Annotated in this window: 28 protein-coding genes and 1 tRNA gene; 21 read left to right on the plus strand and 8 right to left on the minus strand. The window is 31.9% G+C overall.

The annotated features are described in order from the left end of the window. From ACEN2I_RS01915 to ACEN2I_RS01930, 4 genes are all read left to right on the plus strand, one after another. The coding region (locus tag ACEN2I_RS01915) for a thioesterase domain-containing protein (RefSeq protein ID WP_441764433.1) at positions 1-1,083 on the plus strand (1,083 nt) is incomplete at its 5' end. A gap of 18 nt (positions 1,084-1,101) precedes the next feature. Continuing rightward, positions 1,102-2,142, plus strand: a complete 1,041-nt coding sequence (locus ACEN2I_RS01920; protein WP_441764434.1) for a MupA/Atu3671 family FMN-dependent luciferase-like monooxygenase — start codon at positions 1,102-1,104, stop codon at positions 2,140-2,142. Positions 2,143-2,503: 361 nt separating this feature from the next. After that, a complete protein-coding gene (locus tag ACEN2I_RS01925; protein WP_441764435.1) occupies positions 2,504-3,295 on the plus strand; it encodes a phytanoyl-CoA dioxygenase family protein in 792 nt (263 codons plus the stop codon). Positions 3,296-4,297: 1,002 nt separating this feature from the next. Then, positions 4,298-4,714, plus strand: a complete 417-nt coding sequence (locus tag ACEN2I_RS01930) for a hypothetical protein (protein WP_441764436.1) — start codon at positions 4,298-4,300, stop codon at positions 4,712-4,714. A gap of 1,038 nt (positions 4,715-5,752) precedes the next feature. Here ACEN2I_RS01930 and ACEN2I_RS01935 read toward each other — a convergent pair. After that, positions 5,753-5,932 (minus strand): hypothetical protein, encoded by a 180-nt coding sequence (locus ACEN2I_RS01935; protein ID WP_441764437.1) that lies wholly within the window; start codon positions 5,930-5,932, stop codon positions 5,753-5,755. A gap of 107 nt (positions 5,933-6,039) precedes the next feature. Continuing rightward, a complete protein-coding gene (locus ACEN2I_RS01940) occupies positions 6,040-8,067 on the minus strand; it encodes an ATP-binding protein (protein ID WP_441764438.1) in 2,028 nt (675 codons plus the stop codon). 238 nt (positions 8,068-8,305) lie between these two features. Between ACEN2I_RS01940 and ACEN2I_RS01945 the strand changes: the two genes are divergently transcribed. Further along, complete coding sequence (locus tag ACEN2I_RS01945; RefSeq protein ID WP_441764439.1) at positions 8,306-8,554, plus strand: hypothetical protein; 249 nt, start codon at positions 8,306-8,308, stop codon at positions 8,552-8,554. A 98-nt stretch (positions 8,555-8,652) separates the two neighbouring features. Here ACEN2I_RS01945 and ACEN2I_RS01950 read toward each other — a convergent pair whose 3' ends face one another. The 3 genes from ACEN2I_RS01950 to ACEN2I_RS01960 form a co-directional block, all read right to left on the minus strand. Then, positions 8,653-10,134: a ComEC/Rec2 family competence protein gene (locus ACEN2I_RS01950; protein WP_441764440.1), complete on the minus strand. Its 1,482-nt coding sequence runs from the start codon at positions 10,132-10,134 to the stop codon at positions 8,653-8,655. A 58-nt stretch (positions 10,135-10,192) separates the two neighbouring features. Next, the gene (locus ACEN2I_RS01955; RefSeq protein ID WP_441764441.1) at positions 10,193-11,134 is read right to left on the minus strand and encodes an FRG domain-containing protein; all 942 of its coding nucleotides are present in this window, start codon (positions 11,132-11,134) and stop codon (positions 10,193-10,195) included. Positions 11,135-11,358: 224 nt separating this feature from the next. Then, complete coding sequence (locus ACEN2I_RS01960; protein ID WP_441764442.1) at positions 11,359-12,621, minus strand: PcfJ domain-containing protein; 1,263 nt, start codon at positions 12,619-12,621, stop codon at positions 11,359-11,361. Here ACEN2I_RS01960 and ACEN2I_RS01965 point away from each other — a divergent pair. Genes ACEN2I_RS01965 through ACEN2I_RS01980 form a run of 4 tightly spaced genes read left to right on the plus strand, consistent with a single transcriptional unit; the run spans position 12,620 to position 15,816 of the window. Then, positions 12,620-13,762 carry a hypothetical protein gene (locus ACEN2I_RS01965; protein ID WP_441764443.1) on the plus strand — a complete coding sequence of 381 codons (1,143 nt, stop codon included), beginning with the start codon at positions 12,620-12,622 and terminating at the stop codon, positions 13,760-13,762. The genes ACEN2I_RS01960 and ACEN2I_RS01965 overlap by 2 nt on opposite strands. Positions 13,763-13,767: 5 nt before the next feature. Then, entirely contained in the window at positions 13,768-14,052 is a 285-nt protein-coding gene (locus ACEN2I_RS01970; RefSeq protein WP_441764444.1) for a hypothetical protein, read from the plus strand. 52 nt (positions 14,053-14,104) lie between these two features. Then, complete coding sequence (locus ACEN2I_RS01975) at positions 14,105-14,269, plus strand: hypothetical protein (RefSeq protein WP_198855757.1); 165 nt, start codon at positions 14,105-14,107, stop codon at positions 14,267-14,269. Continuing rightward, complete coding sequence (locus ACEN2I_RS01980; RefSeq protein WP_441764445.1) at positions 14,266-15,816, plus strand: recombinase family protein; 1,551 nt, start codon at positions 14,266-14,268, stop codon at positions 15,814-15,816. Before ACEN2I_RS01975 ends, ACEN2I_RS01980 begins: the two co-directional genes overlap by 4 nt. Here ACEN2I_RS01980 and ACEN2I_RS01985 read toward each other — a convergent pair. The 3 genes from ACEN2I_RS01985 to ACEN2I_RS01995 all read right to left on the minus strand — a co-directional run bounded on the left by ACEN2I_RS01985 (position 15,782) and on the right by ACEN2I_RS01995 (position 18,767). Then, positions 15,782-15,855 (minus strand) — tRNA-Arg (locus ACEN2I_RS01985). The two genes, ACEN2I_RS01980 and ACEN2I_RS01985, sit on opposite strands and share 35 nt — an antisense overlap. Positions 15,856-16,252: 397 nt before the next feature. Next, positions 16,253-16,849 (minus strand): 3'-5' exonuclease, encoded by a 597-nt coding sequence (locus ACEN2I_RS01990; protein ID WP_441764446.1) that lies wholly within the window; start codon positions 16,847-16,849, stop codon positions 16,253-16,255. A 1-nt stretch (position 16,850) separates the two neighbouring features. Next, positions 16,851-18,767 (minus strand): DUF294 nucleotidyltransferase-like domain-containing protein, encoded by a 1,917-nt coding sequence (locus ACEN2I_RS01995; protein WP_441764447.1) that lies wholly within the window; start codon positions 18,765-18,767, stop codon positions 16,851-16,853. 252 nt (positions 18,768-19,019) lie between these two features. Here ACEN2I_RS01995 and ACEN2I_RS02000 point away from each other — a divergent pair, with 252 nt between their 5' ends. The 12 genes from ACEN2I_RS02000 (at position 19,020) to ACEN2I_RS02055 (ending at position 26,681) form a co-directional block, all read left to right on the plus strand. Continuing rightward, positions 19,020-19,331: a hypothetical protein gene (locus tag ACEN2I_RS02000; RefSeq protein ID WP_441764448.1), complete on the plus strand. Its 312-nt coding sequence runs from the start codon at positions 19,020-19,022 to the stop codon at positions 19,329-19,331. 1 nt (position 19,332) lies between these two features. Next, a complete protein-coding gene (locus tag ACEN2I_RS02005; protein WP_441764449.1) occupies positions 19,333-19,662 on the plus strand; it encodes a hypothetical protein in 330 nt (109 codons plus the stop codon). Between the two features lie 67 nt (positions 19,663-19,729). Beyond that, the gene (locus ACEN2I_RS02010) at positions 19,730-20,923 is read left to right on the plus strand and encodes a hypothetical protein (protein WP_441764450.1); all 1,194 of its coding nucleotides are present in this window, start codon (positions 19,730-19,732) and stop codon (positions 20,921-20,923) included. Positions 20,924-21,206: 283 nt separating this feature from the next. Further along, positions 21,207-21,926, plus strand: a complete 720-nt coding sequence (locus ACEN2I_RS02015; RefSeq protein WP_441764451.1) for a hypothetical protein — start codon at positions 21,207-21,209, stop codon at positions 21,924-21,926. Positions 21,927-21,929: 3 nt separating this feature from the next. Beyond that, positions 21,930-22,433: a hypothetical protein gene (locus ACEN2I_RS02020; RefSeq protein WP_441764452.1), complete on the plus strand. Its 504-nt coding sequence runs from the start codon at positions 21,930-21,932 to the stop codon at positions 22,431-22,433. A 111-nt stretch (positions 22,434-22,544) separates the two neighbouring features. Continuing rightward, positions 22,545-22,955 (plus strand): hypothetical protein, encoded by a 411-nt coding sequence (locus tag ACEN2I_RS02025; RefSeq protein WP_441764453.1) that lies wholly within the window; start codon positions 22,545-22,547, stop codon positions 22,953-22,955. 102 nt (positions 22,956-23,057) lie between these two features. Beyond that, entirely contained in the window at positions 23,058-23,246 is a 189-nt protein-coding gene (locus ACEN2I_RS02030; protein WP_441764454.1) for a hypothetical protein, read from the plus strand. Continuing rightward, on the plus strand, positions 23,239-23,784 hold the full coding sequence (locus ACEN2I_RS02035) for a hypothetical protein (protein WP_441764455.1): 546 nt from the start codon (positions 23,239-23,241) through the stop codon (positions 23,782-23,784). The genes ACEN2I_RS02030 and ACEN2I_RS02035 overlap by 8 nt, the downstream gene beginning before the upstream one ends. A gap of 157 nt (positions 23,785-23,941) precedes the next feature. After that, complete coding sequence (locus tag ACEN2I_RS02040; protein ID WP_441764456.1) at positions 23,942-24,454, plus strand: hypothetical protein; 513 nt, start codon at positions 23,942-23,944, stop codon at positions 24,452-24,454. A gap of 2 nt (positions 24,455-24,456) precedes the next feature. After that, the gene (locus ACEN2I_RS02045; RefSeq protein ID WP_441764457.1) at positions 24,457-25,347 is read left to right on the plus strand and encodes a hypothetical protein; all 891 of its coding nucleotides are present in this window, start codon (positions 24,457-24,459) and stop codon (positions 25,345-25,347) included. A 2-nt stretch (positions 25,348-25,349) separates the two neighbouring features. Then, complete coding sequence (locus ACEN2I_RS02050) at positions 25,350-25,577, plus strand: hypothetical protein (RefSeq protein WP_441764458.1); 228 nt, start codon at positions 25,350-25,352, stop codon at positions 25,575-25,577. 630 nt (positions 25,578-26,207) lie between these two features. Then, a complete protein-coding gene (locus ACEN2I_RS02055) occupies positions 26,208-26,681 on the plus strand; it encodes a hypothetical protein (RefSeq protein WP_441764459.1) in 474 nt (157 codons plus the stop codon). The last annotated feature ends 152 nt before the right edge of the window (positions 26,682-26,833 follow it).

The raw sequence follows: 26,833 nt of genomic DNA on the forward strand, positions 1-26,833 counted from the left end.
TTATCCAGTAAAGAATATGTAGCACCCCGTAATGAAACCGAAGCGCAGTTAGCTGCAATCTGGCAGGAATTATTAGGAGTTGATAAGGTTGGAATCCATGATAACTTTTTTGAATTAGGAGGCCATAGTTTGTTGATTATAAAATTAGTTTCCTTTATTAATGACATGTTCTCGACAGATGTCAGTATAAATCTGGTATTTGAATATACTACAATTTCTGAGTTTGTAGATAAGATGTACTCAGTAGATCATTTTAAAAAAAATATTATGGTTCCTTTACGGGAAAAAGGAAGTCGAAAAGCTTTATATCTAACCCCACCAGGAAGTGGAACGGTTAATTGTTTTATTGAACTAACAAAACAATTGGGAAAGGATCAACCTGTTTATGCATTTCAATGTTCAGGATTATATGGAGAATCTCCAATTTTAAAGTCTATCGAAGAAATGGCCTCAGTTTTCATTGCAGAAATGCAAAAAAAGGATCCATATGGTCCCTATCGACTTGGAGGATACTCATTCGGAGCAACCATAGCGTATGAAATGGCGTTGCAATTAAGAAATAACGGATTTGAAGTAGATGAGCTATTAATTTTTGATGGAAGAGTTTCATTTGAAGATAATAGTGAAATGGATGAAGATAAGATGTTTCGAGAATTTTTGAAAAAACAAACTGGAATATTTGGGGAAGACTTCAATTTTTCGGATTTAGCTATTGAAGATAAATCTAAGGAAGAACAACTTGAAACAGTGAGCAAATTGCTAAGGGAGTCAGAATTTAAAATAAGTGATCAGGAACTTAAAGGGCGTTTAGAAGTTAATTTCTACAATGAAAATTGTTCTTATTTAAATAAAGTTGAAGATAAACTGAATGCAAAAGTTATTTTATTTAAAACAACATATGCAAAAATGGATGGTAAAATAATTTTTACAGAGAATGATATTTATGAGTTTGACTACGGATGGAATAAATACACTAATAAAGAAGTATTAGTTCATTCAATAGCTACAACCCATGATGCCATTTTAGATAGAGAGAATGTTGAGCAAATTTGTAGTTTTTTAAATAGTAAGAATAATAGTTAAATTAAAGTAGTAAAATATATGGAATTTGGAATTATGTTTTTCGCGAGTAGTGAAGATTCTTTATCTGGAAATATTTATGATTTGGTAAAAAAGTGTGCCATTTATGGTGATGAAAATGATTTCTCATCAATATGGGTTCCAGAACGTCACTTTACCGAATTTGGTGGGATATTTAATAACCCAGCAGTGCTTCAAGCATCTCTGGCCAGTATAACTGAAAAAATACGACTCAATAGTGGAAGTGTGGTTATGGCACTTCACGATCCTATACGTGTAGCAGAAGAATGGGCAATGGTTGACAATTTATCCAATGGACGTGTTGGATTATCAGTAGCTTCAGGATGGAACCCAGATGACTTCGTTTTTTTTTCTCAAAATTATAAAGATAAACATAAGGTGATGTATGAAGGAATAGATACAGTCAAAAAGTTATGGAGAGGAGAATCTATAGAGCGATTAAGTGGTAATGGGAAAAAGGTAGCTGTTAAGATATATCCTGCTACAGTCCAAAAAGAAGTGCCATTTTATATAACGATAAGCGGAAGTTCTGAAGGATTTAAAAATGCCGGAAAGCTAGGGTTTAATATACTTACTTCAGTTTTAGATCAAACAGTAGAAGAGTTGGCTGAAAAAATAAAGCTCTATCGACAAGAACGCAGTGAGAATGGTTTTGATCCTAAAACAGGTAAAGTAACCTTGATGTTGCATACATTTATTGGATTGGATAATGATTACACAAAAGAGGAAGCAAGAAAACCGTACTGTAATTTTTTAAAGCGAAATAAAAAATTATTTGAGGGCATGGCTTACAATAGAGATAGTGGTTTTTCATTGGATTCTTTATCAGAAGAAGATTTGGATGATTTCTTGAATTTTCTATATGAAAGATTTGCGAATACCAAAGGACTAATAGGCAGTAAAGAATCTTGTATGGATATGGTGCGGAAGACAGAAGAAGCAGGAGTAGATGAAATAGCATGTTTACTTGATTTTGGACCACCTTCTACTAGAATATTGGAAAGCTTAAAACACATAAATGAACTAAAAAATATCTGTTAATTGTTTTTTATTATAGTTATTCAAAAAATTGTAAAAGTATAAAGCAAAGAAAATTCTCAAAATGTTAAATTGTATTTTACTTTGCGAAAACTGTTTGGAAAAATACTTTTTTTAATGCAACATTTAAGTAGCTTAAGTATTTTAAGAGCATTTGTTAGACTTTTGAATAATTGTAGTGAATTTTATTAAAAATTATAAATTTTTATAAATAATATTTCAATTTTAAGTTAAGGATAAAATTTAAATAAAATAATAATTTTGGCAAAATGAATAGAAAAAACGTGTTAAAAAAATTAGGTTTTATAAATGTTAATTGTTTTATTTGTAGGAGTATAAATAATACTTTTGTAAGTAAAAAAAAATGAAGAAAAGTCAAATTGAAAGTTACCATGAAAAAGGATATATTGTAGTTGATAACATGTTTACACTTGAAGAAGTAAATATGTATAAAAATGAAATATCTAATTTTGAAGACCAAAAAGAATTACCGAACGTTATTTGTGAGGATAATAAGATTCGTTCCATTTTTGCACCTCATATGCATTCACAAATATTTTCAGAATTATACAAAGATTTACGACTATTGTCTATAGCTCAAAAATTGGTTGAAGAAAACTTATATTTATATCAATATAAATTAAATCTTAAAGAGCCATTTTTAGGAAAATGGTGGGAGTGGCATCAAGATTATCCTTATTGGCACATAGATGATGGAGTTGCATCACCGGATATGATTTCAGCAATGATCTATTTAGATGATGCAAAATCGTTTCAAGGACCTTTAATGGTAATTCCTAGATCACATAAAGAGGGTATAGCAAAATTTAAAAAGAAGGATACTATTGATAAAAATGATATATTAAATTCACTAAATTCGAACTTGAAGTTTACTGTAGATAATAATATTGTTAAAGCATATGCTGACCTAAATGGAATTGAAGTTTTAGAGCTGACAGCTGGATCAGTTGTTTTTTTTCATCCAAATATGTTTCATGCTTCAACAGGTAATTTATCTCCCTACGAGAGAGATACTGTTATAGTAACATATAATAGTATTAATAATTTACCACTTTCAGAAAAAAAGAGACCGGAATATATTTGCTCTTCAGATCATACTATTTTAATTAAAAGTGATAAATCATATAGTTTATGATGCAATAAAGAACTGAAAAAATCAGCATAAAAAGAAGGCAATATGTTTTATTTAATTGGTTAATCCAAAAAACAAATATTTAAATGGCGAATAATGTAAAATATTTAAGGAATTGCATGTGCATCTTTTTGGAAAACAGATACGTTATAATGATTTGATTTTTAATTATTTATGCGCATTTATAGTTCATTTTTATTGGTTTTAAAATCTTTAAATTTATTGTAATACTTAGTGATGCGAAGAAATGTAAAATTTTATTTAAATATTCATTTGTTAAGATTAGTTTGCTTCACTAGAGACTTAAAGTATCTAGTGAAACAAACTCTCTGCACTTTTAGTGAAGAGTTAGTATCGACTTCCAGCCTCAATATAGGGATCTTGTATAATTGTTAATTATATTTTAAAAAATTTTGTGCAAATCATATATTTATTTTTTTAATAATAAATACTAAATGCTTTGTACTAAAAAAAAAATTTACTAATTAAAGTTTCAAAATGTATATAAAAAAAAACAAAATAAGAAAAATTTATACTTTAGCATTCCAAGGAAAAAAAACTAAGAAATCTATAGTAACTAAAATTCGAGATATGTTGAATTTACCTTTATTAATAAGAAGACATTATTAAGATTTATAATTGAGAATATATTTACTTATTCATTATCATGCGTTTCTAAATTATATTTCTTTAGATTAAATATCGCTTTTAATTTGTTAAAATAAAATTAACAACAAGCCCGCATGTAATAGCCTCGGGTTTTTTTGCATAAATAATATTTTTTGCTTTTAATGCTTTAGCGCCTATCAGTGAATACAGAAGGATCTAAAAAAGATTGGAGTAAAAAGAAATATTATTTTAAAAACATACAACAAATCAAAATGAATATAAATATAAATCAAAGTAGTAGTTGTAATACTTATATCTTTTGCTTTTACAAGTTGCAATAATTCAAAAAGCGAAAAAGAATTAGAACTTAAAGAGAAAGAATTGTCTATAAAAGAAATGCAAATTATTAGACATAAAATATCAACAAATGATGCAGTAAGACTTGCAGAAAAGCAATTCAAAAATTATTTTCCTAAAATTTTAGAATCGCACGATGCAATACTTGATATTCAAGAATCATATACAGGAGATTTTACAGGTGATGGTATTGAAGATGTTTTAATATACTTTTCTCTTTCTCCAAGCGGTGGAGGAAACGCACTTGTTGGGCAAGGTTTAACACTCTATCAAAATAACGGATATGATGTGAAGGTTATTGCTGGATATGAATCTCATAATTTGTTTCAATTTGACAAAATCAGTAATGGTAAGATTTATGTTGAAAAATTAGACTACGCAGAAAATGACGGTCACTATTGTCCTTCAATACATACAGAGCATATCCTTACAATTTCAGGAAGTAATGTCTACTAATTTTAAAATAATATTATCAAGAATTACTATAACGGATTTTCGGAATAAATTTAATGGAAAAAGTGGTTGGTTTCGGGATTTCTGGTTTAGAAGACACCTATTTTCCACGATTCTTCCATAAAACTTAGATGGGTGAAATAACTTTAAAAAACACCATAAGCTTTTTGGTAGAAAAGGTATCCGCTCCATGGATTTTTTGCCACGATTTTGCTACGAAACTCAAAACACCCCTTATACGTACTTTAAAAGTATGATTTATCGTTAAACTTGTTTATAATATATGTTATAATTCATGTTGTAAAAAAGTAAAATTAAGTAAAAAAAGAAAATCTACAAGTCTTAATGGGCTTGTTGGGCTTGGGACAGTATATGTATCCTATGGGGCTGGTAAGTATTTTGATTATTTAGTACCCAGTGGCGTTACTAATCTTGCAAATGACAAACTGGAGATGATTTTTGGAACGGCGCGTTTGCTTTATATATTTAGCAGACTTGCGCCTGGATTTATATTTAAGCAATTTAGTAAAGCCGGTGCTAAACGAATGGCGGGCTGAATCAATTTTTACTGACATCTTTCTATGGAGTGCAGGTGAATAATTGCGAAAGAGTAGCAATGATTCCATTCTGCTGCAATTCCTATAGTATTTGCCTTAAGTTTTTGTAGCAAAAAAAGGTATCCATTCCAAAAACCTAGTGCCAGGATTTTGCCACAAAATTTTAAACTTATTTATGGTACTATTTTAGTAGCGGGAACGGGACTCGAACCTAGTAACGAAATGGAATAAATAAAATAAAAACAGCCTAGTAATGTTTCGAACTTAAGTCTTCAAGTGATTGTAGAACAGTATTTTAAATTTGTTCTTAAAAGTGATGCACCGATTCTGCACCTAGATTCAAATATATCTTTTTTCAATATTTTTATCAGTCTAAAAATATTACACATTTGAACATGAGCATCTTAAGTATTATTTTTTTAGTTTTTTTTTCTAAATAAATTGTACAAGGATTTTATCACAAAATTTGGATGGTTTATTATCTTTAAAAAACGCTTTTGCTTTTTTTGAAATTGTAGACAACTCCAAATCCGGCTGCCTCGTCACGGATTAATACAGAAAATGACTTTTTAAGTTTAATACTAAGACAAGTACAAACAGCAGTAATATCTTTAAGAGCCTGAGAAACTTGTTTGTATTCACGCCATGCAGTAGTGTCCGGCATTTAATAAATTGTGTTGGTTGATAATTATTTCCAGCTTTCGAAATAACCCATTTCTTAAAGTTAAAACACTCCATTCACAATTCCGATTTTCTGCTATTTTTCTTTACCTAGGATTTTATTTTAATTTCTTTTAATTGTACTGCTGAATTTCCCTGTACTGTTTCAATAGCCATATCAGGGCTATTAACCTGTCTAGTTAAATATTCCCTTTCCAGTTTTAATTTTTCATTTAGATGATTATATTTGATTTCGAAGTCTGCAAAAATCTCGCTCCAGGTTTTTGCATAAACTTTTATCCTCCCTTCTTCTAAATGCATAATTAATGAACGGGTGCCATGAGGTTTGTTTGTAATTATCTGATTCTGAATAAAATTGGTGGAATCAAATTTGTTTCCAATAAGATAAAACTCCCAAGACATATTTGGCGCATTGAATTCCGGTTGTTTTTGAATTAACTCCAAATAGTTATAAACTTGACTATATTGGCTGTTTCCAAGATTGATCTGCGGATGTTTAAGCTCAACCACTATATTTTCTATTCGGTCCAATAGGGTATTCTGTCTGCAGGCAAAAATATCCATTTCCTTAAGTCTATGCGGATGATCTATTTCTACCGCAGTATCCTTATCAGTCAAAAGATAGATATATCTTCTCAAAGCTTCCTCAAATTTAGGTTCAGCGGCAGTAACTAAATGATATTGTTCTCCAAAGATCCAATAGTGGCTTTCAACTAATTTCTGTAAGTGATCGACCTCATTGGCTTTAAGGTCTTTATTATAGACAAGCTCTTTGAGAATATTGACTGTCTCGTATCTGTCCTGAATTAATTTGAGAGTTTCAATAACCCTGTTCAGTTTTGTGGTCTTGAAAATTTTTGCAAGATCCTCTCTTTCCTTGGCTGAAAGATCAAGAATTTCATCAAGCACTTTAAAGATATCTTCTCTTTCATTGGAGTCAAGCAGCAGGTCAAGAAACCTGACAAATGTTTTCTTTTGATTTATGCTAAGGCTGGTAAATAATTTCGGCTGGATTTCATACAGACTTTTCAGGGTCTCAATTAAATCTTCTTTTTTAAATCTCTCTTCCCATTCTGTCTTATAAACAGGAAGGATACCTGTTTCTTCATAGTTCTCAATAAGTTTATCGGCAAACTGTCTTAGGAAGGGTTTTCTTTTATCCCTTAATACCTGATTGATTATTTTTATTAAATAACGATATTCAGGAGATGATTTAGCTTTTCCAAATAACTTGCCCTGAGTTTCATTCTCTGAGCTGTTGAAGTCAAAATCATTAAAATAGCCGCTTTGTATATAAACGCTGTGAAAGAATTCATCTCCTTTTTTATTCAGTGTTGTATGATCTTTGTAGACCTCATTCTCTTTATCATTTAAAAAGTAATATTTTGAATATTCCTGGTGCAGCGATTCTTTCCACTGAATAAATTTAATATTAAATACTGTCTGCTTTCCGGATTTACTGTCCGAATAAGTAATTGATATTTTTTCATCTCTTTCGGCTACATTAAATTCGTAGTCTAAGGGGATATTGTTGATTTTGATCTGGAAATTTTTGTGCTTGTTTAATTCCAAGAACCAGCAGAACTCCCTGATAAGAAAAGGAATAATTACTTTGTCCATTTGATTCTCGGAAATCTGTAGATTGGTAAAAGTAACTATAGTGCCTGAAAAATCGGATTCATTACCAGCCTTTTCAACTTTATAATCAGTAAGCTCGCTGCTGTTTATTATTATAGTATTGGTTTCGAACTGTTTTCCATTCAAAAAAGTTGTCATCCATTTTGCACTTTTGGCAAAGGTGAAAAAAGTCAGCCTGCCGACCCCGTTTTTACCATGCATTGCAGATGTGTGTTTTGGAGCAGAAACTTTTACAGCTTTTTCAGATTCATAAAAAGGCTTAAATTTTGAGTTCAATTTATTTTGATTGATACCATAGCCATTATCAATTATTTCCAAGTATTCCAGTGATCCAAAGTTATCCACTGAGTAGTTTATGGCGACAGTATTTGCTTTTGCATCAAATCCATTCCAGATATATTCTGCAACAGCACTGGGAGTTTCATAATTACTGAGAATTTTTTTTATTCCGTTAGAAGTAACATTTACATTTCCTGCCATAAATTTCTTTGTTATACTTTTTTTGGTTGATACAATTGCACCGCTTTTAAGAATGTGTTGCCACTGACAAATCGGCGTAATTGTAAAGATAGTTTTTTTCCAGTTATTGTTGGAATAATTAAAATCGTACACTCTGCCTAAATATTATGTTTTAACATTACAGAGAATATGAGTAAAGGGCTAAATTGGTATATTTGACTACGGATTCATCAATAAACTAACCTGTAAATCTTTCACAATGGAAAAAGTAATACAATTAAAAGTTAGAAAAGATTTGGATGCCCGGCAGCAGCTCACAGTCATTAAACTCAAGGGAAGCCTGATTTCAAAAGGGTATACTGAGATTATTCATATTCTGGATCAGGATGACGAATTTCATATCAATACTTTTGAGACCGATTCGGATAAGCGTAATGAAGTCCAGCAGTATATCGCTGCGTTTATCGATCAGGAAAACCTTGTGGACACTATTATTGCCATTAAGTAATCCAATTTCCAAATTTATTTACAGCCAAGCCCGTCTGCTCAACAGCAGGCGGGCTTCTGAGGTTTATTTTTATAGAGGATATTGTGTCTTTAAGGTATTTAAAAAAGGTATTCAAATTCATTAAGAGCACTGTTCCAAGTAATTTCATGGATATCCCATGCACCTCTGTCTGCGGGGGCTTCCAGTTTTTGGGCAATAATAATCTTCTCGCCGTCGGTACGCACGTTTATCATTCCATAAACAGTTACCAGACGTTCTTTGGTAATAGGAGCAGATGTGTTGCTGTTTTGTGTCTTTTTTAAGAATTCAGGTGTAGACCGTGCCAGTTCGGTTGAAAATATGAGTGATCGCAGCCCTCTGCTGTATTTTCCGATAGTCCCCAGAGTATCCGGGCGGGGATGACAGTGCGGTTCCTCATCACCGCTTGAGATAACAGTGGCAATAGGGTTCAGGGCATCCATGAATTCACTGGTGAAATCAGAAGAGCCGTGGTGGCAGGATTTGGCTATATCGGTTTGGAAAACCGTCCTTGCCTGAAGGACAGCAGCCCGGATTGCATTGCCGGCATTAAGTCTTTTAACAGGATCAGCTGATTTTAATCCCTTTCGCAGCAGAGGCAGATCGGCTCCGGTGTAGTGCTTCATGAGATGGTCTTCGGCAGGTTCATTCAGGTCACCTCCAAGGAGCATTTTCACTTTTCCCACGGTAAGTTTTAAAATGACCGAATGTCCATTTTTAGTTTTTCCCTTATTGCTGCCAAATACAGGCAGCCCAGGCTTACCCAGTACGTCTTGTGTCACCGGCCCTAGAATTTCCATTTTGGTGCTGTCGGTATCCAGACCGGGAAGCCCTGCCCAGATACCTATTTTGTCCGCTGTGGTTTTTTGCAGCATTTTGATGTACTGTCCATGTTTCAGGGGCTGGGAGGTGACCCTGGCCTGATAATCGGCCTCTGACTGGCATAAATCGGTAATGTAAGATTTATTCTGGCTGGTTACCAGTGTACCGAGGGTGGAAGGATGGGTGCCGCTTTTTTCAACCATGCCATTGTGGTACACATTTTTGATATTGAAAGTTTTGCGGCCTTCTTTTGTATGCTCAAATATTTTAGTGAAGCCCGCATAATGGTCTTCGTCAGAATGCGAGATTACGACGTCCATCGGCGGAGGGAAATTACCTGCTTTATTGAGATTGAACCTCCATTTCAAATAACGGAACATGTTGTCGGAGGCGCCGGCATCAATGATGTAATGTTTGTTTTCGGGCGTCACTACGTGGCAGCCGTCCCCTTGTCCTACATCCACAAAATTAAGTTCAAGTATCCTGTTGGGCTGTATTTCATGCGGTTCTATAAGTCCGCTGCAGTTTCTGCCCCTGACACTGACATACTGGATATTATTGTGGACTTCGAAAACAGGCTGCCCGTCCGGTCCCAGATTAAGTCCTATCCAATCCCCGAAAATCAGGTGTTTGATCCATTTTAGTGTTTTGGTGCCATCATTGTCTGTGACAAAATTCATGATTTTCACGGATGGAAAAATGGCAAATCCATGCTTGTTGTCGATAATTTTCTGATTCATTGTTTTTGGGCGTTAGTTAGAATTATTGATTGCTTTATGAATTGCTGTTATTTTATCCTTACATGTTGGTCAGTACTTGATTAATATCATTTATCATTTTATCGGCTTGCGGGGTTTCAATATGCATCATCTTTTTGCGGTCGATTCCTCTTTGGATGAGTTCGTTGAAAATTGCTTTTTTGGCTTCGGCGGGAACCCTGACCCTTATCATCATATCTTTCCAGAATTCTTTTTGGTTCATCGGGATATGCAGATCGGCATCGGATGAGGCGAACAGTCTTCCGTGCTGGCGGAAAAGCCTGAATTGGTAAGTCCTTTGGTCAATATCGGTAATATAGGTCGGTACGTTGCAGATAAAACCGTTTTCCAATGCGAAAGGATCGAACTCAGGGTACAACAGTTTATCATAATCGGAAGTTTCGTTATAGATAAAATCGGAAGGCACCAGTATTCCCCAGAGCTGTCCCTCCGCCGCATCAAAGCGGGGGTCAGGTTCGCACATAAAAAAAGATGAAGAGATACTCGAGGTGGAGAGGTCTAAAAGGTTTGTTTTTAAGGCTGCATGCTGCGCCTGAAACAATAAGTCCCAAGTCTCACCATAGGGTTTTATGCTGTGTTTGAAGAGCTGGTTTTCCCCGTAATTTTCAATTACTTTTTCTTTGAAAATCTCTGCGCCTTTTTTCTCAATTTCCCTGGCTTTTTTCAAATCCATTGTTCCCGAAAAGGGAGGCCTGAATATTCCGGGAAGAATATCCCAGCCATAATTTTGTTCACCCCTGTAGTGCGGCATTACATCCAGTCCTACTTTGAATTTGATTTCTACCCTGATGCGGATCAGCTCATCATGAAATCGTTCTATATCACTTAAATTTTTGATTTCAAAAGTTTCCAAAGGTTTAAGGTAAGTTTGCTGAATGTGGGCGGCTGCCTGTTGGTAAGTCATAGAATGTTCCTGTATTTTATAATTGATATGAATTTGTATTTTTTTAATGTCCTGCATTAGATAGGCAGGTTGTGCTGTTTGAAAATTAGAATGTTAGGTTTTGATTTCTGCCAGATAAACAATGAAGTAAATTTATCTAAATTGATGCTTATGATACTAGGTATAATTACCTGAATGTCAGAATTTAAATCTAAATCAAACCAAATAAACTTCTTGGCCTCAAAAACATTTAAAGTTTGAAGTGTCTGCGCGGCGAAAAAAAAACCGGCAGTAATGCCGGCTTATGATAAAACTCTTGTTTTGTTTCTTTTTTTCATCCTGTCTTTAATCAGGGTGAGGTTTTGACTAAGCAGATTCAGAATCTGCCTGTGATGTTTTGACGGCTTGTTTTTTAAGCCCCTGCATTGCAGGATTTCCATTTTAGAGAGAGAGATTTCAATGGTTTCCACGGATTTTTCGCCGACTTTCGCCGAGAGTATAAGCGAATCCTTTCTGTCGTAGTATTCGTTTGTAAATACACAATGTCTTAAATCATAACCCTCCTGCATAAAATCCTTTACGTTTTCGATTACGGAGATAGTAAGTTCTTTTTCCTTAAAAAGCAGTCCGAAAAAGCGCTTTTTGTCGCTTTCGTATTTTTTCTGCGCTTTTTCGATTTCAAGGCGCAGGCCCTGGAGTTTTTTCTTTCTGAGCAGTTCCCTTTTTTTCTGTACCAAGTGGTCATGAGCTTCACTTAGATTTTTGGGACAGACGTAAAGAGGGCATGAAAGGTCTTTATTGATATAACGAAGCAGTTCGAGATAATCCTCACAAATCTGCACATCTGAAATCTTATAGCCATTTCTGATGACCGTTTTGACCGCCTGCCAGTTTCGGCGGATGTTCTGTCTTGAAGCGCCTATATAGTACTGCAATAGGTTCAGCTGACAAGATTTCAAAAGGGTTTCTGCGATGGGGTCGGATAAAAGTGATGAGAAGAGCAGGTGCGGTGCAATGTTATAGACCGAACTTTTAAAGCCATTTCTTTTTAAAATTGGAAGCACTTTAACCTGCGGATAGACTTTATAAGGATTGATAAAGTACTTGGCGTTACGAGAGAAATCCTTTGGTTTGATTTCAAGCGGGGAATAGAATTTCCATGCATCTAGCGTACTTGAAAACACATTGGTGCTGAGTGCGAGCGTTCGGACTTCGCCTTTGGGATTAATCCAATGCTGCATGACTTCCTTATGAAAATAGGTCGGCGTGAAATTCTTTTTCATGTGTTTGTGGCTAATTATCATGCGCACGACCTGAAACCCCTCACAGCTATCCACAACGGCAGAGTATTCAGTTTCTTTAAAATGCACCTGATTATAAGGCATCATTTTAAGTTTTCCTGCGCAGGCAGGGCAGGAAGTGAACTTAGCGCAGGTACTTTGGCAGGAGGGTTTCCAAACATGGGTGCACTGCAAACAGTAAAATTTGGAGCGTGACAATACGCCCCATTTGATTCCACTGTAGGCACTAGGAAACGGTGACTTTAAATTCCATAATTCTATCATGACAATAAATATAAATGATGTTGAAATTCTGCTGAGTTTGGCTGAGGAATTTGCAGAAGCGGGCTATGCCTATAGTGCCTTTGAAATGGATCGAATTTGTGATGCTGATAATATCGAGTTTTTTAGAAACACTTGGGACGCACAAGAATACTGTTTTATTATGACTAATGATGCAGACTATTTTAAGAGTATAACTACAGAGTCACTTATAAATGATTTACGGGTTGTTCTGCAGAGCGGAATCGATATTTCGCAGAATGAGGCATTTGATCTTACCGGATTTGCCAATCGGGAAAGGGAAAGAAAAGAATTGTTAGAAAATAACTTAAATATAAATATTATGAATCAGAAAAATTTAGAATACCTGAAAGACCAGTTGAAATATACTGGATTTGGAGAGACGTTCGATCAAGACCTGAAAGAAAAGATGATGCAGGGTGAGAAAGAATTTAAGATTATGAGAGAAGGAGTATACGGTTCAGATTCTATGAATACGGTGCTGAATTTTAAAAAGTCAGATCAGAGTGATATGTATTTTTTTAATTCGTACCATGTAAATCTTCAAAAAGAAAATTCAAAAGAATCTTTAGAACAAACCTTTTATATTAACGGCAGCGGTGGTAATATTACGCTCAAAGAGGCTTACAACTTAATGGAAGGCCGTTCTGTAAATAAAGATCTAAAAAATAAGGACGGAGAACTTTATAATTGTTGGATTCAAATAGATTTTAAAAATAGTGATGACGGCGGTAACTTCAAACTTAATCACTATCATCAAAATTACGGCTACGACTTAGAAGCCAGTGTTGCTAAGCATTCAATCAAGGAATTGGAAACCGCTAAGTATAAAGAGGATTTGCTGAATTCCCTTAAGAAAGGAAATCTTCAGTCAGTCACCTTTGTAGTCGGCGGTGTTGAAAGCAAGATGTACATCGAGGCAAATCCTCAATTTAAGACTGTAAAAGTTTTTGATGAAAACATGCAGAGAATAAATCACCGTGAAAGTAAAGACGAGAAGAAATCAATACTTGAAAATCAATCTGTTTCAAAAGAACAAAAAAAAAATCTTGATACTAATTCAGACTCGTCGGAATCTGATAATAAAAAAAACAGTAAAAAAAGTAAATCTCATTCAATATAAGAGTTATGGAAAGTTTAAAGCCATTGTATAATTTCTTTACTGCGATCGAAAATGATTTTCGTGTCAGTCCAACGCATATAGCAATTTTTGCGGCTTTATTACAATTCAGAAACAGTAATGGTTTTACAAATCCAATTGAAGCATACAGATATGAAATCACTCCAGTTGCTAAAGTATTATCAGCTTATACATATCATAAATGTATTCGAGAATTGAGTGAGTATGGTTATTTGAAATATGAGCCTTCATCAAAAAAGACTTTTAGAAGTAAAATTTACTTTTTCGATTAAACTAAAGTGAATCAAAAGCCCAATAAGGGCTTTTTTTATTAAATGAAATGAAATGGATAATGAAGATGAAATTAATAGAGGAAAAATTACTCCAGAGAAAGCAATGCAAATGTTAAACTCTGAGGGTATGAATGTTACGATTGAGGAAGCAACTGAAATTTTATTATTTTTACGAAAAATCGCGCATGCGGTTGTATCTAAATTTTTAGAATCATGAGTATTATTGCAGATTTATACATACGCGTAAGCACAGATGAGCAGGCTGAGAAAGGTTATTCCCAAAGAAATCAAGAAGAAGTTCTTCGTAAATATTGCTCGATAAATTATATCGAGGTTCGAAATGTTATTTATGAGGATCATTCTGCTAAGACTTTTAATAGACCACAGTGGAATAAGATTTTAATTAAGTTGAAAAAGGAAAAAAATAAAACGGATCTTATCTTGTTTACAAAATGGGATCGTTTCAGCAGAAATGCAGGTGACGCATATCAAATGATAAGCACTTTAAGAAAGTTAGGAGTGGAACCTCAGGCAATTGAGCAGCCTCTTGACTTGTCAGTTCCAGAAAACAAAATGATGCTTGCTTTTTATCTTGCAGTTCCTGAAGTTGAAAACGATAGAAGGGCGCTTAATACCTTTCATGGAATGAGAAGAGCAAAGAAAGAAGGAAGATATATGGGTACTGCACCATTTGGATATGCCAATAAGTCAAAAGAAGATGGCACAAAATATATTGCGTTGGTTGAACCCGAAGCTTCTGTTATGCGTTGGATATTTGAGGAGATTGCTAAGGGGATCTTTAATACTGAACAAATATATCATATGGCTAAGAGGAGAGGATTTAAAAGAACTAAAGCTAATATGTGGGGCTTGATACGAAATCCAATATACTACGGTAAAATTTTTGTTCCGAAATATAAGGACGAAGAAAGCATGTTGGTTAAGGGACTCCATGAACCGCTTATTTCTGAGGGATTATTTTATAATGTTCAGGATGTTTTAGATGGCAGAACACGTATTTACAGGCCTAAAATTAAGACCGTTGTAGATTTTCCTCTAAGAGGTTTTTTTATCTGTCCAAAGTGCCAGAAAAAACTACAGGGAAGTAAATGCAAAGGGCGACACAAGCACTATCACTATTATCATTGCGAGTCTATCTGTAAATTCAGAATAAACTCTGAAACAGCAAATAATTTGTTTGTTGAAAACCTTAAAAAGTATCAGACATTCCCTGAAATTAGAAAACTTTATAGTTCAATTTTGTACGAAACCCATCGGGAACTAGCTGATAATGCAGGTGAGCAGAAAAGAAGGCTTTTAGAACAAATTAAGGACTATGAATTACGATTAAGCAATGCGAGAGATTTATTGCTAACATCAAAAATTGACCCAGATGATTACAAGCTTATAAAAGAGGACTACGGTTTACGAATTACAAACCTTGAGAGAGAATTATCATCAGTAACAAAAGATAAACATAGTATCGAAGAGCTTTTAAATAAAGGAATTGACAATTTAATTAAGATGAACCAAGCATATGTAGACATGGATTTGTCAGAGGCTCGCAGCCTAATTGGTTTAGTTTATCCCGAAAATTTTACAATTCAAGAAAATAAAATACAAACCGCTAGAGTCAACTCAATTGTGGAGTCTATCTATTTGATTAATAAGGATTTAGAAGATAAAAAAAACGGAACAAAAGATGATTTTTATCTTTTGTCCCGTAGAGTGACCTCGACTGGATTCAAACCAGTAACCTTCTGAGCCGTAATCAGATGCGCTATTCAGTTGCGCCACGAGGCCTTGTATTTTTATTAAGCTTATTTTATTAAGCTTAATGAGGTTTGTTTGCGGGTGCAAATATAGGGATAAATGTGAGATATACAAGCGAAAAATAATATAAAATTTAAAAAAAATAAAGTTGCAAAACTAGATACATGATATTCAATGGTTTCCTAAAGAATTAATTTTGTTTGTAGATATCACTGTATTATTAAATGATACAAATGAAAGGAAAGAAAACCTGAAGTTTTTTATTTGAATTCATTTAACTAGACATAAAAATGAAATAGTATTTTGGAGAATCGACAAATCGCCAAAGTACTTGTATATTTAATAAATGCAGTGGATGGCAAAATTATTCAATTAAATTTTTAAAATATAACTTGATTTTGTCAATTATCTATTAAGACATAATAATTTATTTAATTCCTAATCTAGATTTTAGTTTTAAAAATAATAAAGAAATTCTGTAAGCATCTTCTGCAGATGAATTTCTGTCACTTTTTGGAATTTTATATATTTCACATAATTCATCCAAAGAAAATTGTTTGTCATTAATGTCTTTTAATTTTCGATACATGACATCAATATCCAATGCTTCATTTTTTAATCTGCCGCAATCTAATCTTTCTAATGCAGCATTAATCATTTCAATATCGAAGTTAATATGATGACCAATCAAAACAGCATTTCCCAAATACTCTATAAAAGTTTGAAGAGCTTCATTTTCCTGAAGCTTTTTCATTTTACTTTCGATTATAAATTCATTTGATAAACCGTTATCATGCAAATACTTATATTGCAATAAAACGGCTTCAAAATTATCCTGTATTATGATGCTGTCATCAATTATTGCAAAAGACCCCAAAGACAAAATTACATCTTTCAAGGGGTTCAGACCTGAAGTCTCGGTTGATATAACTACAAACCTGTTTGGCTTAGTTTCAAATTTGCTAAGGTATTCTTTCCAAAACTCAGGATATTCTTTATTAATATTTTTTAGCCAGTCAAGCATATTATGAAAATTGTGTAAGTTGAAATTTACTTTTGATTAACTCTTCCAAGTCACGCATAGGAGCTAATGCATTTTTTAATTTCTCTTTGTCTGTTTTAGATAATTCTTTTATGTTTATATATTGACCGGAATCATCATTTATCAATCCTTCGACTGTTCTAAATTTCAATAAGGTCAAAAAAGCTTCCGCACAACTTAAATATATCTCAGCATTTTTTGAATCTGAAATCGCCAGTTGTTTGAATCTTAAATATGTATTTTTGATTCCTTTAATATTTGAACTTAATATTAATAATCTAGCAGCATCAATTAAAGGCATCAATGCTCTTGTTTTAATATCAAACTTCATTTTATGAGGGCCTTCCTCTTCTAAAATGAATTTCTTGAAAAAACTTAATGGCGAATTTCTTTTTAAAGCATCATTTCCTAAAAAATCAAAAAACAATGGGTTATTTATTGCATTTTTAAAGATAACATTTTCAATAGCTTCTTCAATTTTTGGCTCACCAAAAACAATTTCATAATCAAAAAAAATACTACTCAAATCATTACTATTTTCACCTGGAGTATTCATCCAATTGTTGTATTGTTTTATCCAGTCAGTCAGTGATTTGCACCACAACATATTACTTGCCATATGTCCGTTTGGACAGAATTCATAACCTACTTTTTCTAAAAGAGATGTAGTTCTTTTTGCAAGCCTCAAAAAATAATCTTTTACTTCTCTGTATTTTTCAGGAGTAACGTCTTCAAAAATCAATATACTATCCTGATCCGTAAGTAAAAGCTGTTCTTTTCTTCCCTGACTACCAATACTTAGCCATGCAAAACGGGCAGGAGGGGAGCCTAAATCCAATATTGTTAATTCAACAGCACGCTTTATAAGTGCTAAGTTAATTTCATTGGCAATATTACAGACATGTGAAATTGGAATATTTTTTTGAATGGAATTCTGAATTAAATCAGATAAACGATCCCTTATTTGTTTTAAATCTTTTGGCAATTGTGAGCGTTTAATTTCTTTAATTAATACACCCGGATTACTTGCCTGAGCTACAATTAAATCATGCTCTGAAATAATACCTTTAACAACGGATTTATTTGTACCATCTTTTGTAACACATAAATGTGTAACATTGTGTTTTAACATTAATAACTGGGCTTCTGCAAGGGAAACGTTTTCAATAACTGTTACAACAGGAGATGACATAATTTTATCTATTGTTTCAGTAATTCCATAACGACCTGTCGCTATTTTTGAAGACAAATCTGCATCTGTTAAAATACCAATTGGGTTATTATTTTCGCAAACAACAATATTATCAACCATTGAATCAGTCATTAAAATGGCAATATCTTTAACAATTTTATCTGCTGTGGTTGTTAATGGTGAATTATTATAACTAAGAGACTGAATGTATTGCATTTCTGATTGTGTATCCGAATAAAATCCGTTATCAGAAATCAGTTTACCACCTGAATTTGAATTATCCTTTGTATGGCGCGAATTAATTGAAAAGCTTTCTAATAAAAAGTTTAAAACATCAGAATTATTAGCCACAAATGGCCTAAAAACAGCAATTGGTACAGCATAAACAATACTTTCTTCACGCGCTTTAGCGGTCATCATGTAATTGTTTTTTGCGAAAAAAGGACGCAATCCAAAAATATCACCTTCATGACATTTATTTATTATTGTTTCTTCAGCATCAGCAATTGTGGTCAAGTTTATAATACCCGATGATACAATATAAAAACTGTCATGAAGTAAATCATTAGTTTGAAACAAAACGGCATGTTTCTCTAAATTTATTACACGGATATTGGTTGCAATATTAAAGAGTTCCTGAAATGTCAAATTATCGAATGGCGGATATTCTTTTAAAAAATCCGCAATATGTTCAGCAATTGTATTCATAGTAAATTTAATATAGTCAAATGTAAAAATAATAAAATAATAAATCACTATGCCATAATGTTACAGCAAAACTATTGAATTGTGTAATTCTAAATTTTTTCTTAAAATTATTATTAAATATATTAATTTAAATTCAGTATTTCATTCATTATCTTGAGTTTAAATATTCATTTTTAATAATATATTAATTTTCTATTTTACATAATATAAATTATAGTTCATTTGTAAGGTAACTTATTAACAAAGAAACCTATGGCTTTAAAACGCTCTTCATTAGAAAATTATGTGCTGTTGCTTGTGTTTGTAGATTCTATGCGCCAAACAACATTTAATGCTAAAACCTTTTTAAAAAAAATTCGTCCGTTTTGTCAAACTGAACACTTAGGCTTTAAAATCTTGCACATTCGTGTTAGAGGTTCGAAAGTAGGAATTTCAATCCATATAGAAAAGGATTGTTTTATAATTCGTCAAAATCAGGCATTGCATGAATTTATTTTTTATTGTGATAGCTCTAAAACGTTGCTCAAAAAGCTATTAAAACATAATCTTTTAACTCATAAATAATATGTCAGAAATTCAAAAATTACTTGCAAAAAAAGATGGCTTACTAATTGAAATTGCTTGCATTGTAGAGGATTTAAACGAGTATGTAAATTATCCTGTAGAAACTGTTTCTGTGGATCAATTGCATTATCAATATGATTTTATCATTAAAGAGATTGTGAAAATTAACAGAGAAATTAATTTAGAACATATTAAACATGCGCTGTCTTTTCATTCTCAAAATGTTGAATTAAAAAAACTTACTGAAAAAGCTACGTCAAGTATTGTTTTTACTGTAAAAGATTTACCAAAACTTCATTTTTCAATGTTTGAAACCCCTAACCTTTTATAAGTCCAAATTTTCAATCGTTGCCGTAGGGTATAACGGCAGCCAACTCACTCAAACCTACGTAAAAACTATGATTTCATACAAAGAACGACACAAAACTAAAACTAAATTTAAAACTGACAAATTAAAAACAACGCTTATAAATATTGACTACTTAATACTTAATTTGGAAGGTCAGCCGTTCGGGGAGTTTCCCGAAGATTCAGAATTTCGTTTAAAGCCTTATGATTACGGAACTAAAATTTTTGAAATTCGTGCAGACCTTTATTATCAGGATTTAAAAATTGGTATTTATACCGCTAAGCCTCGAAGTGCAATTATAAGCGAACAATTAGCACAATTACAAATCGAAAACAATTTATTTTATACACTCTCAAATAATGAACTTAAAAATGTTATTGAAAAATTTTGCGATGAAACTTTATATAGCTTTAAATCTGTTAATCGCCTTGATATTTGTTTGGATAAATGTGATACACATCACTCCTATCGTAATTTATATTCTAATATGGTTAGCGGTAATTTTCTTATTAGCGGTCGTCCTAAGAATATACAATCGTACTTTGAAACTTTCAAAGGGAAATCCATCCTCAATGGCTTCCAAATCGGAAAAAGAACATCCGACAAAATTATAAGATGCTATAACAAAACTCTTTCTCTTCAATTAACCGAAAAGCCTTATATAAATGAGTATTATGCAAATAATAACCTAAAAAATGATAATGTTTGGCGTTTTGAATTTCAACTAAATTCTGCGTTTTTCAGAGGTTTAAATGAACATTCAAAAGCAAACGAAAATGTAAGTCAGTCAATGACTTGGGGTATTTTTGATAAGGCAAACTTATACGAATTATTAAAAATTGCAAACAAAGGCTTTTTTGAATTACGAGAGAATACAGGTAAAAGTCAGGTAAACAAAGAAAACTTAATACAGCTTTTCGATTTTGATTATTTACAGTCTCAAATTTCAAATTTCAATCCTATAATTAAGCGTTTGAGAAAAGATACTCTTTCGAGTACTACAATTAAAAAACGTTTGGCAAAATCCCTATTTAGGGAATATTACGCAAATAATCAATGTGTTAGTTACATTGTTGCGCTTAATTTATTGCTCGAAGATTTGGACTTGCTTACGGAAAAATCGCTTTTAACTTGGTTCAACAACAAATTACATTTCTATCTGCACGAGTTTAGAACAAAAGAAAAAATAGTCAATCAATTTGATTATAGTCTATTTCATGAACATCAACTTTTATTTTTATAAGCCATGAAAACACAAAATACAAGCCAAAAAGTTTCAAAAACTGAGTTAATGTATTTACTCGGTGTGAGTTATCCGACTGCAAGGAAAGAGTATCAAACTATTTTAGATAGCCTACAATTGAAAAGAACTTATTTGATGATTTCTGACCTTATAGCATATAAAATATTGACTTAAAATAGAAAGAAATCGAAAAAATTAGAAAGAAATCGAAAAAAATAGAAAACCTTCTTTTAGAACTGTAATAATCTTTGTGAAAGAAATTTAATAACTAAAAATTATAAAAATGAAAATTGCATCTATTACAGGGGTTAATAAATCGCCTGAATTACAAGTAACAAAATCAATCGGTTCTTTAATCGTGTCAAGTGATTTGGCTTTATCTGAATTGAAGACTGAAAAAATCAGTATTTATATTGAGCGTGGAAATGGTTCGAATGTTATTTTGGCTAATAAGATTCCTTTAAAGGATTTCATTCTAGCTAGTACTTACGGAACTGAATGCACTCAATCTGATGAAGATAATGCGCTTATTGCGTTGTGTGAATTATCAGAGGGTGGTTCTATTTTTCTTGCTGAAAAAGAAAGTATCAAAATTACTTTAGAAGATTTAGTTGATACAAAATTGTATGAATTACATGGAATTGAAGAGCCAGAATCTACAGATTCAATTTATTTCTTTGAACAAAAAACTGTAGCATCTGAGGAGTTTAATAAAAAGATTGATGTTAACGGTTTTGATTTAGCAATTATGACTGTCGATCCTTCTGTTTCTGATTTGTCATATCAATTTGTAAATGGTCAAATTGTTAAGTATCTGCCTTTTGAATTACAAACTTTAAGTCGTGACATTGACCCTGTTCAGGCTATTTTGAAAAATGGTTCTGTTGTTCAAGGGCTAAATGATAGATTAACATTGCCTTTAGTGGCTGTTACTGCCTTAGAAATTAATAAATCTCAGGGTTCTATCATCAATTTTGTTGTAAGAACCTTAAAAACTGTATAGGCTATGGGATTTTTTAAAAAAATAGGTCAGTCAATTAAGAAAAATGTTTCTTTCAAAAATTTGGTAAAAGTAGCCACAACTGCTGTCGGTTTTGTTCCAGGTGTCGGTGGAATTGCTCAAACTGTAATAGGAAAAGTTACTGATGCTGTCGAAGCTAAAAAGCTTGCAAAAGAAGCAGAAGCACAAGGAAAGCAAGCTGAAGCAGATTATTGGAACGCTCAAACAGCTGCTTTAAATCAAAGTACGGCTAAAAGTGTTGGAGCTGTTGCGAGTGCTGGAACAAGTGTTTTAACTAATGCTATATTGACAGGTGTAAATGATGGTCTTTCCTCAGGTGTAGTAACTGGTAGTGGTCAAATTGGTTCTACTATTCTTAGTAGTACTTTAAAGGTTTGGTTTACAAAAAACTGGAAAATTTTAGTTGGTGCTGTAGTTGGTTTAATCGGTTTGATTTGGCTTTTAAAACACAATGGAAATAGCCGTTCTGCTCGTGTCAGAAAGCGATAAACCAAAAAATTACAGTCGGATTTATTTATATGTATTCTTGATGGATTCGGCTGTAATCATCTTTAAAAAGTTTGCAGAAATAATACTAATTATTAAAAACATTATAAACTAATGGGAAAATATAATCAAGGTTACAATAATCAAAATCAAGGTTATTCTAACAATAATAATAATCAAAATAAACAAAAGGTTAAGCACTCAGGTGCTAAGCATACCACTTATTTTCCTGATTCGGGACCTAATAAGGGAGTTGAACAACATCTTACTACAGGGTGGCGATTATCTAATAAAGAATTGATTTCGATAAAAGCTGTAACTACGTCAAAATCAAATCTTTCTGATAAAGGTTGGTTCGGTTCAATCGCTGTGACTTTTACTAATACTAAAACTGGTGTTCAACAATTTCATTGGGGAACTATGCAGAAAAGTACTGGTAAAGTAGTTGTTGATTCAATGGCAATTGTTATCAATCCAAAGGCAAAAAACGGAGGGTATGCAGGAACTTTTTTACGTTCAAATTAATGTTTAGGTTTTTATTAAAATTCCTCCCTCTTATAATTCATGAGGGTGCGGATTACCTAAAAGAGTATTTAGAAAAAAGAAAACAACTTAAATAAACTAAAAATGAAAAGTTTAAAAACAATATTATCCGTAATTGGAATTATAGTAAAATACGGTGCTGTAGTTACTGCAATTTTAAAAGGTATTCAGGTTGTATCTGATGAGTTGAGTAAATTGGATTTAGAAAAAGAAGATGTTAAACCCTCTACCCTACCAATCGACCAATCATTAAATACCTTAGAAAATGAGTAGTTTTTTAGGTAGAAAGGATCTTACCAGAGGTGTTAGGAATAACAATCCGGGCAATTTGGTTTTAACTTCAATTGCTTGGCAGGGAAAAATCCCTAACAAACAAAATACTGATGGTCATTTTGAGCAATTTACAGAGGTTAAATATGGAATTCGTGCAATGTTAAGAGATTTAACAAATGATATTTCTAAGGGTAAAAATACTATTAGAAAATTAATTACTGAGTACGCTCCGCCCTCTGAGAATAATACAGAGCAATATATAAATATCATTTGTAAAGCTGTCGGCTTATCTGCTGACCAAACTATTCAAATTATTGATGCTAAATTTTATTTAGTTATTGCAAGGGCAATTATTAAACATGAATGCGCTCCTAATCATGATTTGATTTATGATTCAGATATTCAGGATGCTATTGACATTATTGGAGATTATAACTTGAACAATGTTGTTGTTACGGCAAAGAAAAAGTTCAATTTTAATTATCTACTAATACCTTTTTTACTTTTTTGCTATACTGTTTTGAGCGTTACAGTCTAAACAAACGAACAAAAAAAAGAAGATAAATTAATTATAAAAAATAAACATCATGTTAGAAAAAATTAAAACATTTTATGCGAGTAACAAAGCTATTGCAAATATTGTACTTGTTGCTTTGGCTGGATTTTTAGCCTACAAACTTTTAAAAAAGAAGTAAATGGCTCTTGTGAATAGAACTAAAAACCAAGCTAATACAGTTTGGTTTTTTGACTTTCTTAGGCAGTATTGGTTAGTAGTTCTTATAATCATTTTTGGTTATCCATTGTTAAAAAAATGGTATGATAAATTTAGTATTGACGAAGACCAAAAAGCTTTAGAGAGTGCGGAAAACGATTTAAAAATTGCTGTAGCTAATCCAATTACAAAAGAATATGAACTAAATAAAATTACAACTCGAAAAGAAGTTCATGATATAGCTGAAAGCTTAGCTGTTTGGTTAGGTACAAATAAGCAGACAAAAGATGCTCCTTGGTACACTTGGATAATAGAGCCTTTTTCAAATTTTGAAAATGAAAAAGAAACAATAAATGAACTTTTAAAAGTGAAGCAAGTTACTACTGTTCCATTAGTTATAGCCTGTTATTATGTTATTACAAGACGAGATTTAAAAGCTGATTTAAAAAAATATTTATCCACTTCGGAACTTAAGCAAGTTCCTTTATTTAATTAATTATGATAAGTTCAGATAATTATGTTCTTTACATGGATTCCACTTATTCCATTAAAGTAAAGTCTATTAATGGCGAAATGTCAGGCGGTCATTTTAATGGTCGAAGATACGTTTTAGAAGGTATTGATACAGAGTTTTTTATACTTGCTGTATTTATAGAAAACAAAAGACAAGACGGATTTGAATTTGATAATACTCATGTCGATAGCGATTATCATACTGATAATTTATTTATGAAATCAATTATAAATGATTTGGGTATGACTGATTTAAATATGATTCCAATGAATCATTTTTTACAGGCAAATAAAAAGGTTGTGTTTAGTATTAATAAGGCTGTTTTTAGTTCTCCAACTGTTGATATCTATCAGGGAAATTCTTTTCTTAATGTTAAAAATCAATATTTTTATGGTCATGTTAGACCGACTTTTAAAATTGTAAATCCTGATTATGTAGCACAAAATTCATTTAGAGTATTAGCTATTAACCATATGTATACAGGTTTAACTGAGGCGGTTATTTTCCCCTCAGGTTTTCCATATGGTGGTTTTATAGATCAATTTTTTTCTATCAATGATGGTTCTGGTGGTTCTTTTCAGGAATTGCCATCAGGTTCAAGTGTTTTTCAGATAGATGATATTTATTTAAAAATTGACTTTAAAAGTGATTTTAGTAATTATTTTCAGTTTAGAGTTGAGTGTGATATTGATAATAATTTTGTCAATCTCTCTTTGGATTCTAATTACAGAGTTAATCAAGTTGTTCCAAATTTTGGAGGAAAAACTGCTTGGCTGTATGTTATTGATGCTTTGAATAATGATGGCTCTTTAAGACGTTCTTTTGATGTTTTAATTGATTGGAAGAAAATTCCAGAATTAGATTTTGGAGCATAAAAATGGCTAATACTACTCCTACTCCTTACAGTTGTACGGCTTTTAATAAAGACAAAAACATTAAGCCTATAAAAATTGAGTTTTGTAAATCAATATTTTACCTGCATAATTGGTTGTTAAAAGATATCGGATTTGATTATCACTATATAAACATTTATAACCGAAAAACAGGTAAATACATTTCTCGACAATATGTTAATGATTTTGTTATAGATAAACCTTTGTATTAATTTACAAAGGTTTTTATATATAACAGTATAGCTAGTACTAGAGTATAATTAGATGTTAGTTGTGTAGAATAATATAGATCATTAACAATATAATATATATGATTGAAAATAAATACATACTAACATATATCAAAAAGTGGAAACAAAAGTTTGCATTATGTATATAGTTACGTATATTTGCGTAGTAGATTTAAGCATTGAATTTACATATAAAAGAAAACCTAGCAAAATAGCTAGGTTCTTTAGTAGATTAAAGTACTTGTAATACTTTTAACTACAGTTAAATAAAAAAACGAATTATTTCCCAAGTAACAACAATCGTGGAAATAATGATTTGGAATTTTTCCCAATTAACTGGTAACTTTTCCATCTTGAAAATTCAGAAAACTTTTATCCCTGAACACACCTCGTATTCAGGGTGTTTTTCTTATTTGTAAAAGTACATATTCTACTTCATAAAGACAAGGCTTCAATATTACCTAATTTAAAGACTTATTAACAACTATTTTCATTAATTCCTTTTTTAAATAGGTATAATTATTTATTCTTTTATAGCAATTTACAAAGAGAGGTTAAATTATTGGCACTATATTTGAAAATCTTTAATAATTATAAACTCACAAAAGCTATATGAAAAAAATTACTTTGTTACTTATTATAATACTTTGTTTCTCTTCTTATTCTCAGGAAAAAAAGACATTCACTTCTAAGTCTGAATTATTAAATTCCGCTCAATCTTCTTTTATTAGTTCAATACATAATTATTATCCTGAATTTATTTTACCAATGAAAGTTTTAAATGTTTATGGTCAGGATAAACAAATAGCAGAAAGTTATATAGAGTATAGTAAAACTCCAAATGATTCTGATGAGTATCTAATTGTTTTGAATTCTGAAAATAATCGTTTGGATTATGAATATGTTTATGCTGAGGGAAATGGTAATTTAAAAGTAAGAGGTTCTTATTATATTCTTGGTACTGATATTTATAAGGTGGATTTATCTATCAAGGGTAAAAGTAAAAATTTCTTTATATTGTATAAGAATGGAAAAGAGGTCTTTGCTGACAACCCCTATAAGTCGTTATTAAAAGCAGATAAATAAGCGCCAATAAACGGGGCTTTTTTTTTGTTCCTATTTTTTATTTACTTTTAGCTAAACTTTAAAGAACTGAATTAAATACATTGTTAATAAACTTGTTAACATCTTGTTGGACGTTCTGCAATTCATACTATAAATTATAGTTCAAAATATAG

The sequence above is a fragment of the Flavobacterium sp. W22_SRS_FK3 genome (genome assembly GCF_052113665.1).
GTDB lineage: Bacteria > Bacteroidota > Bacteroidia > Flavobacteriales > Flavobacteriaceae > Flavobacterium.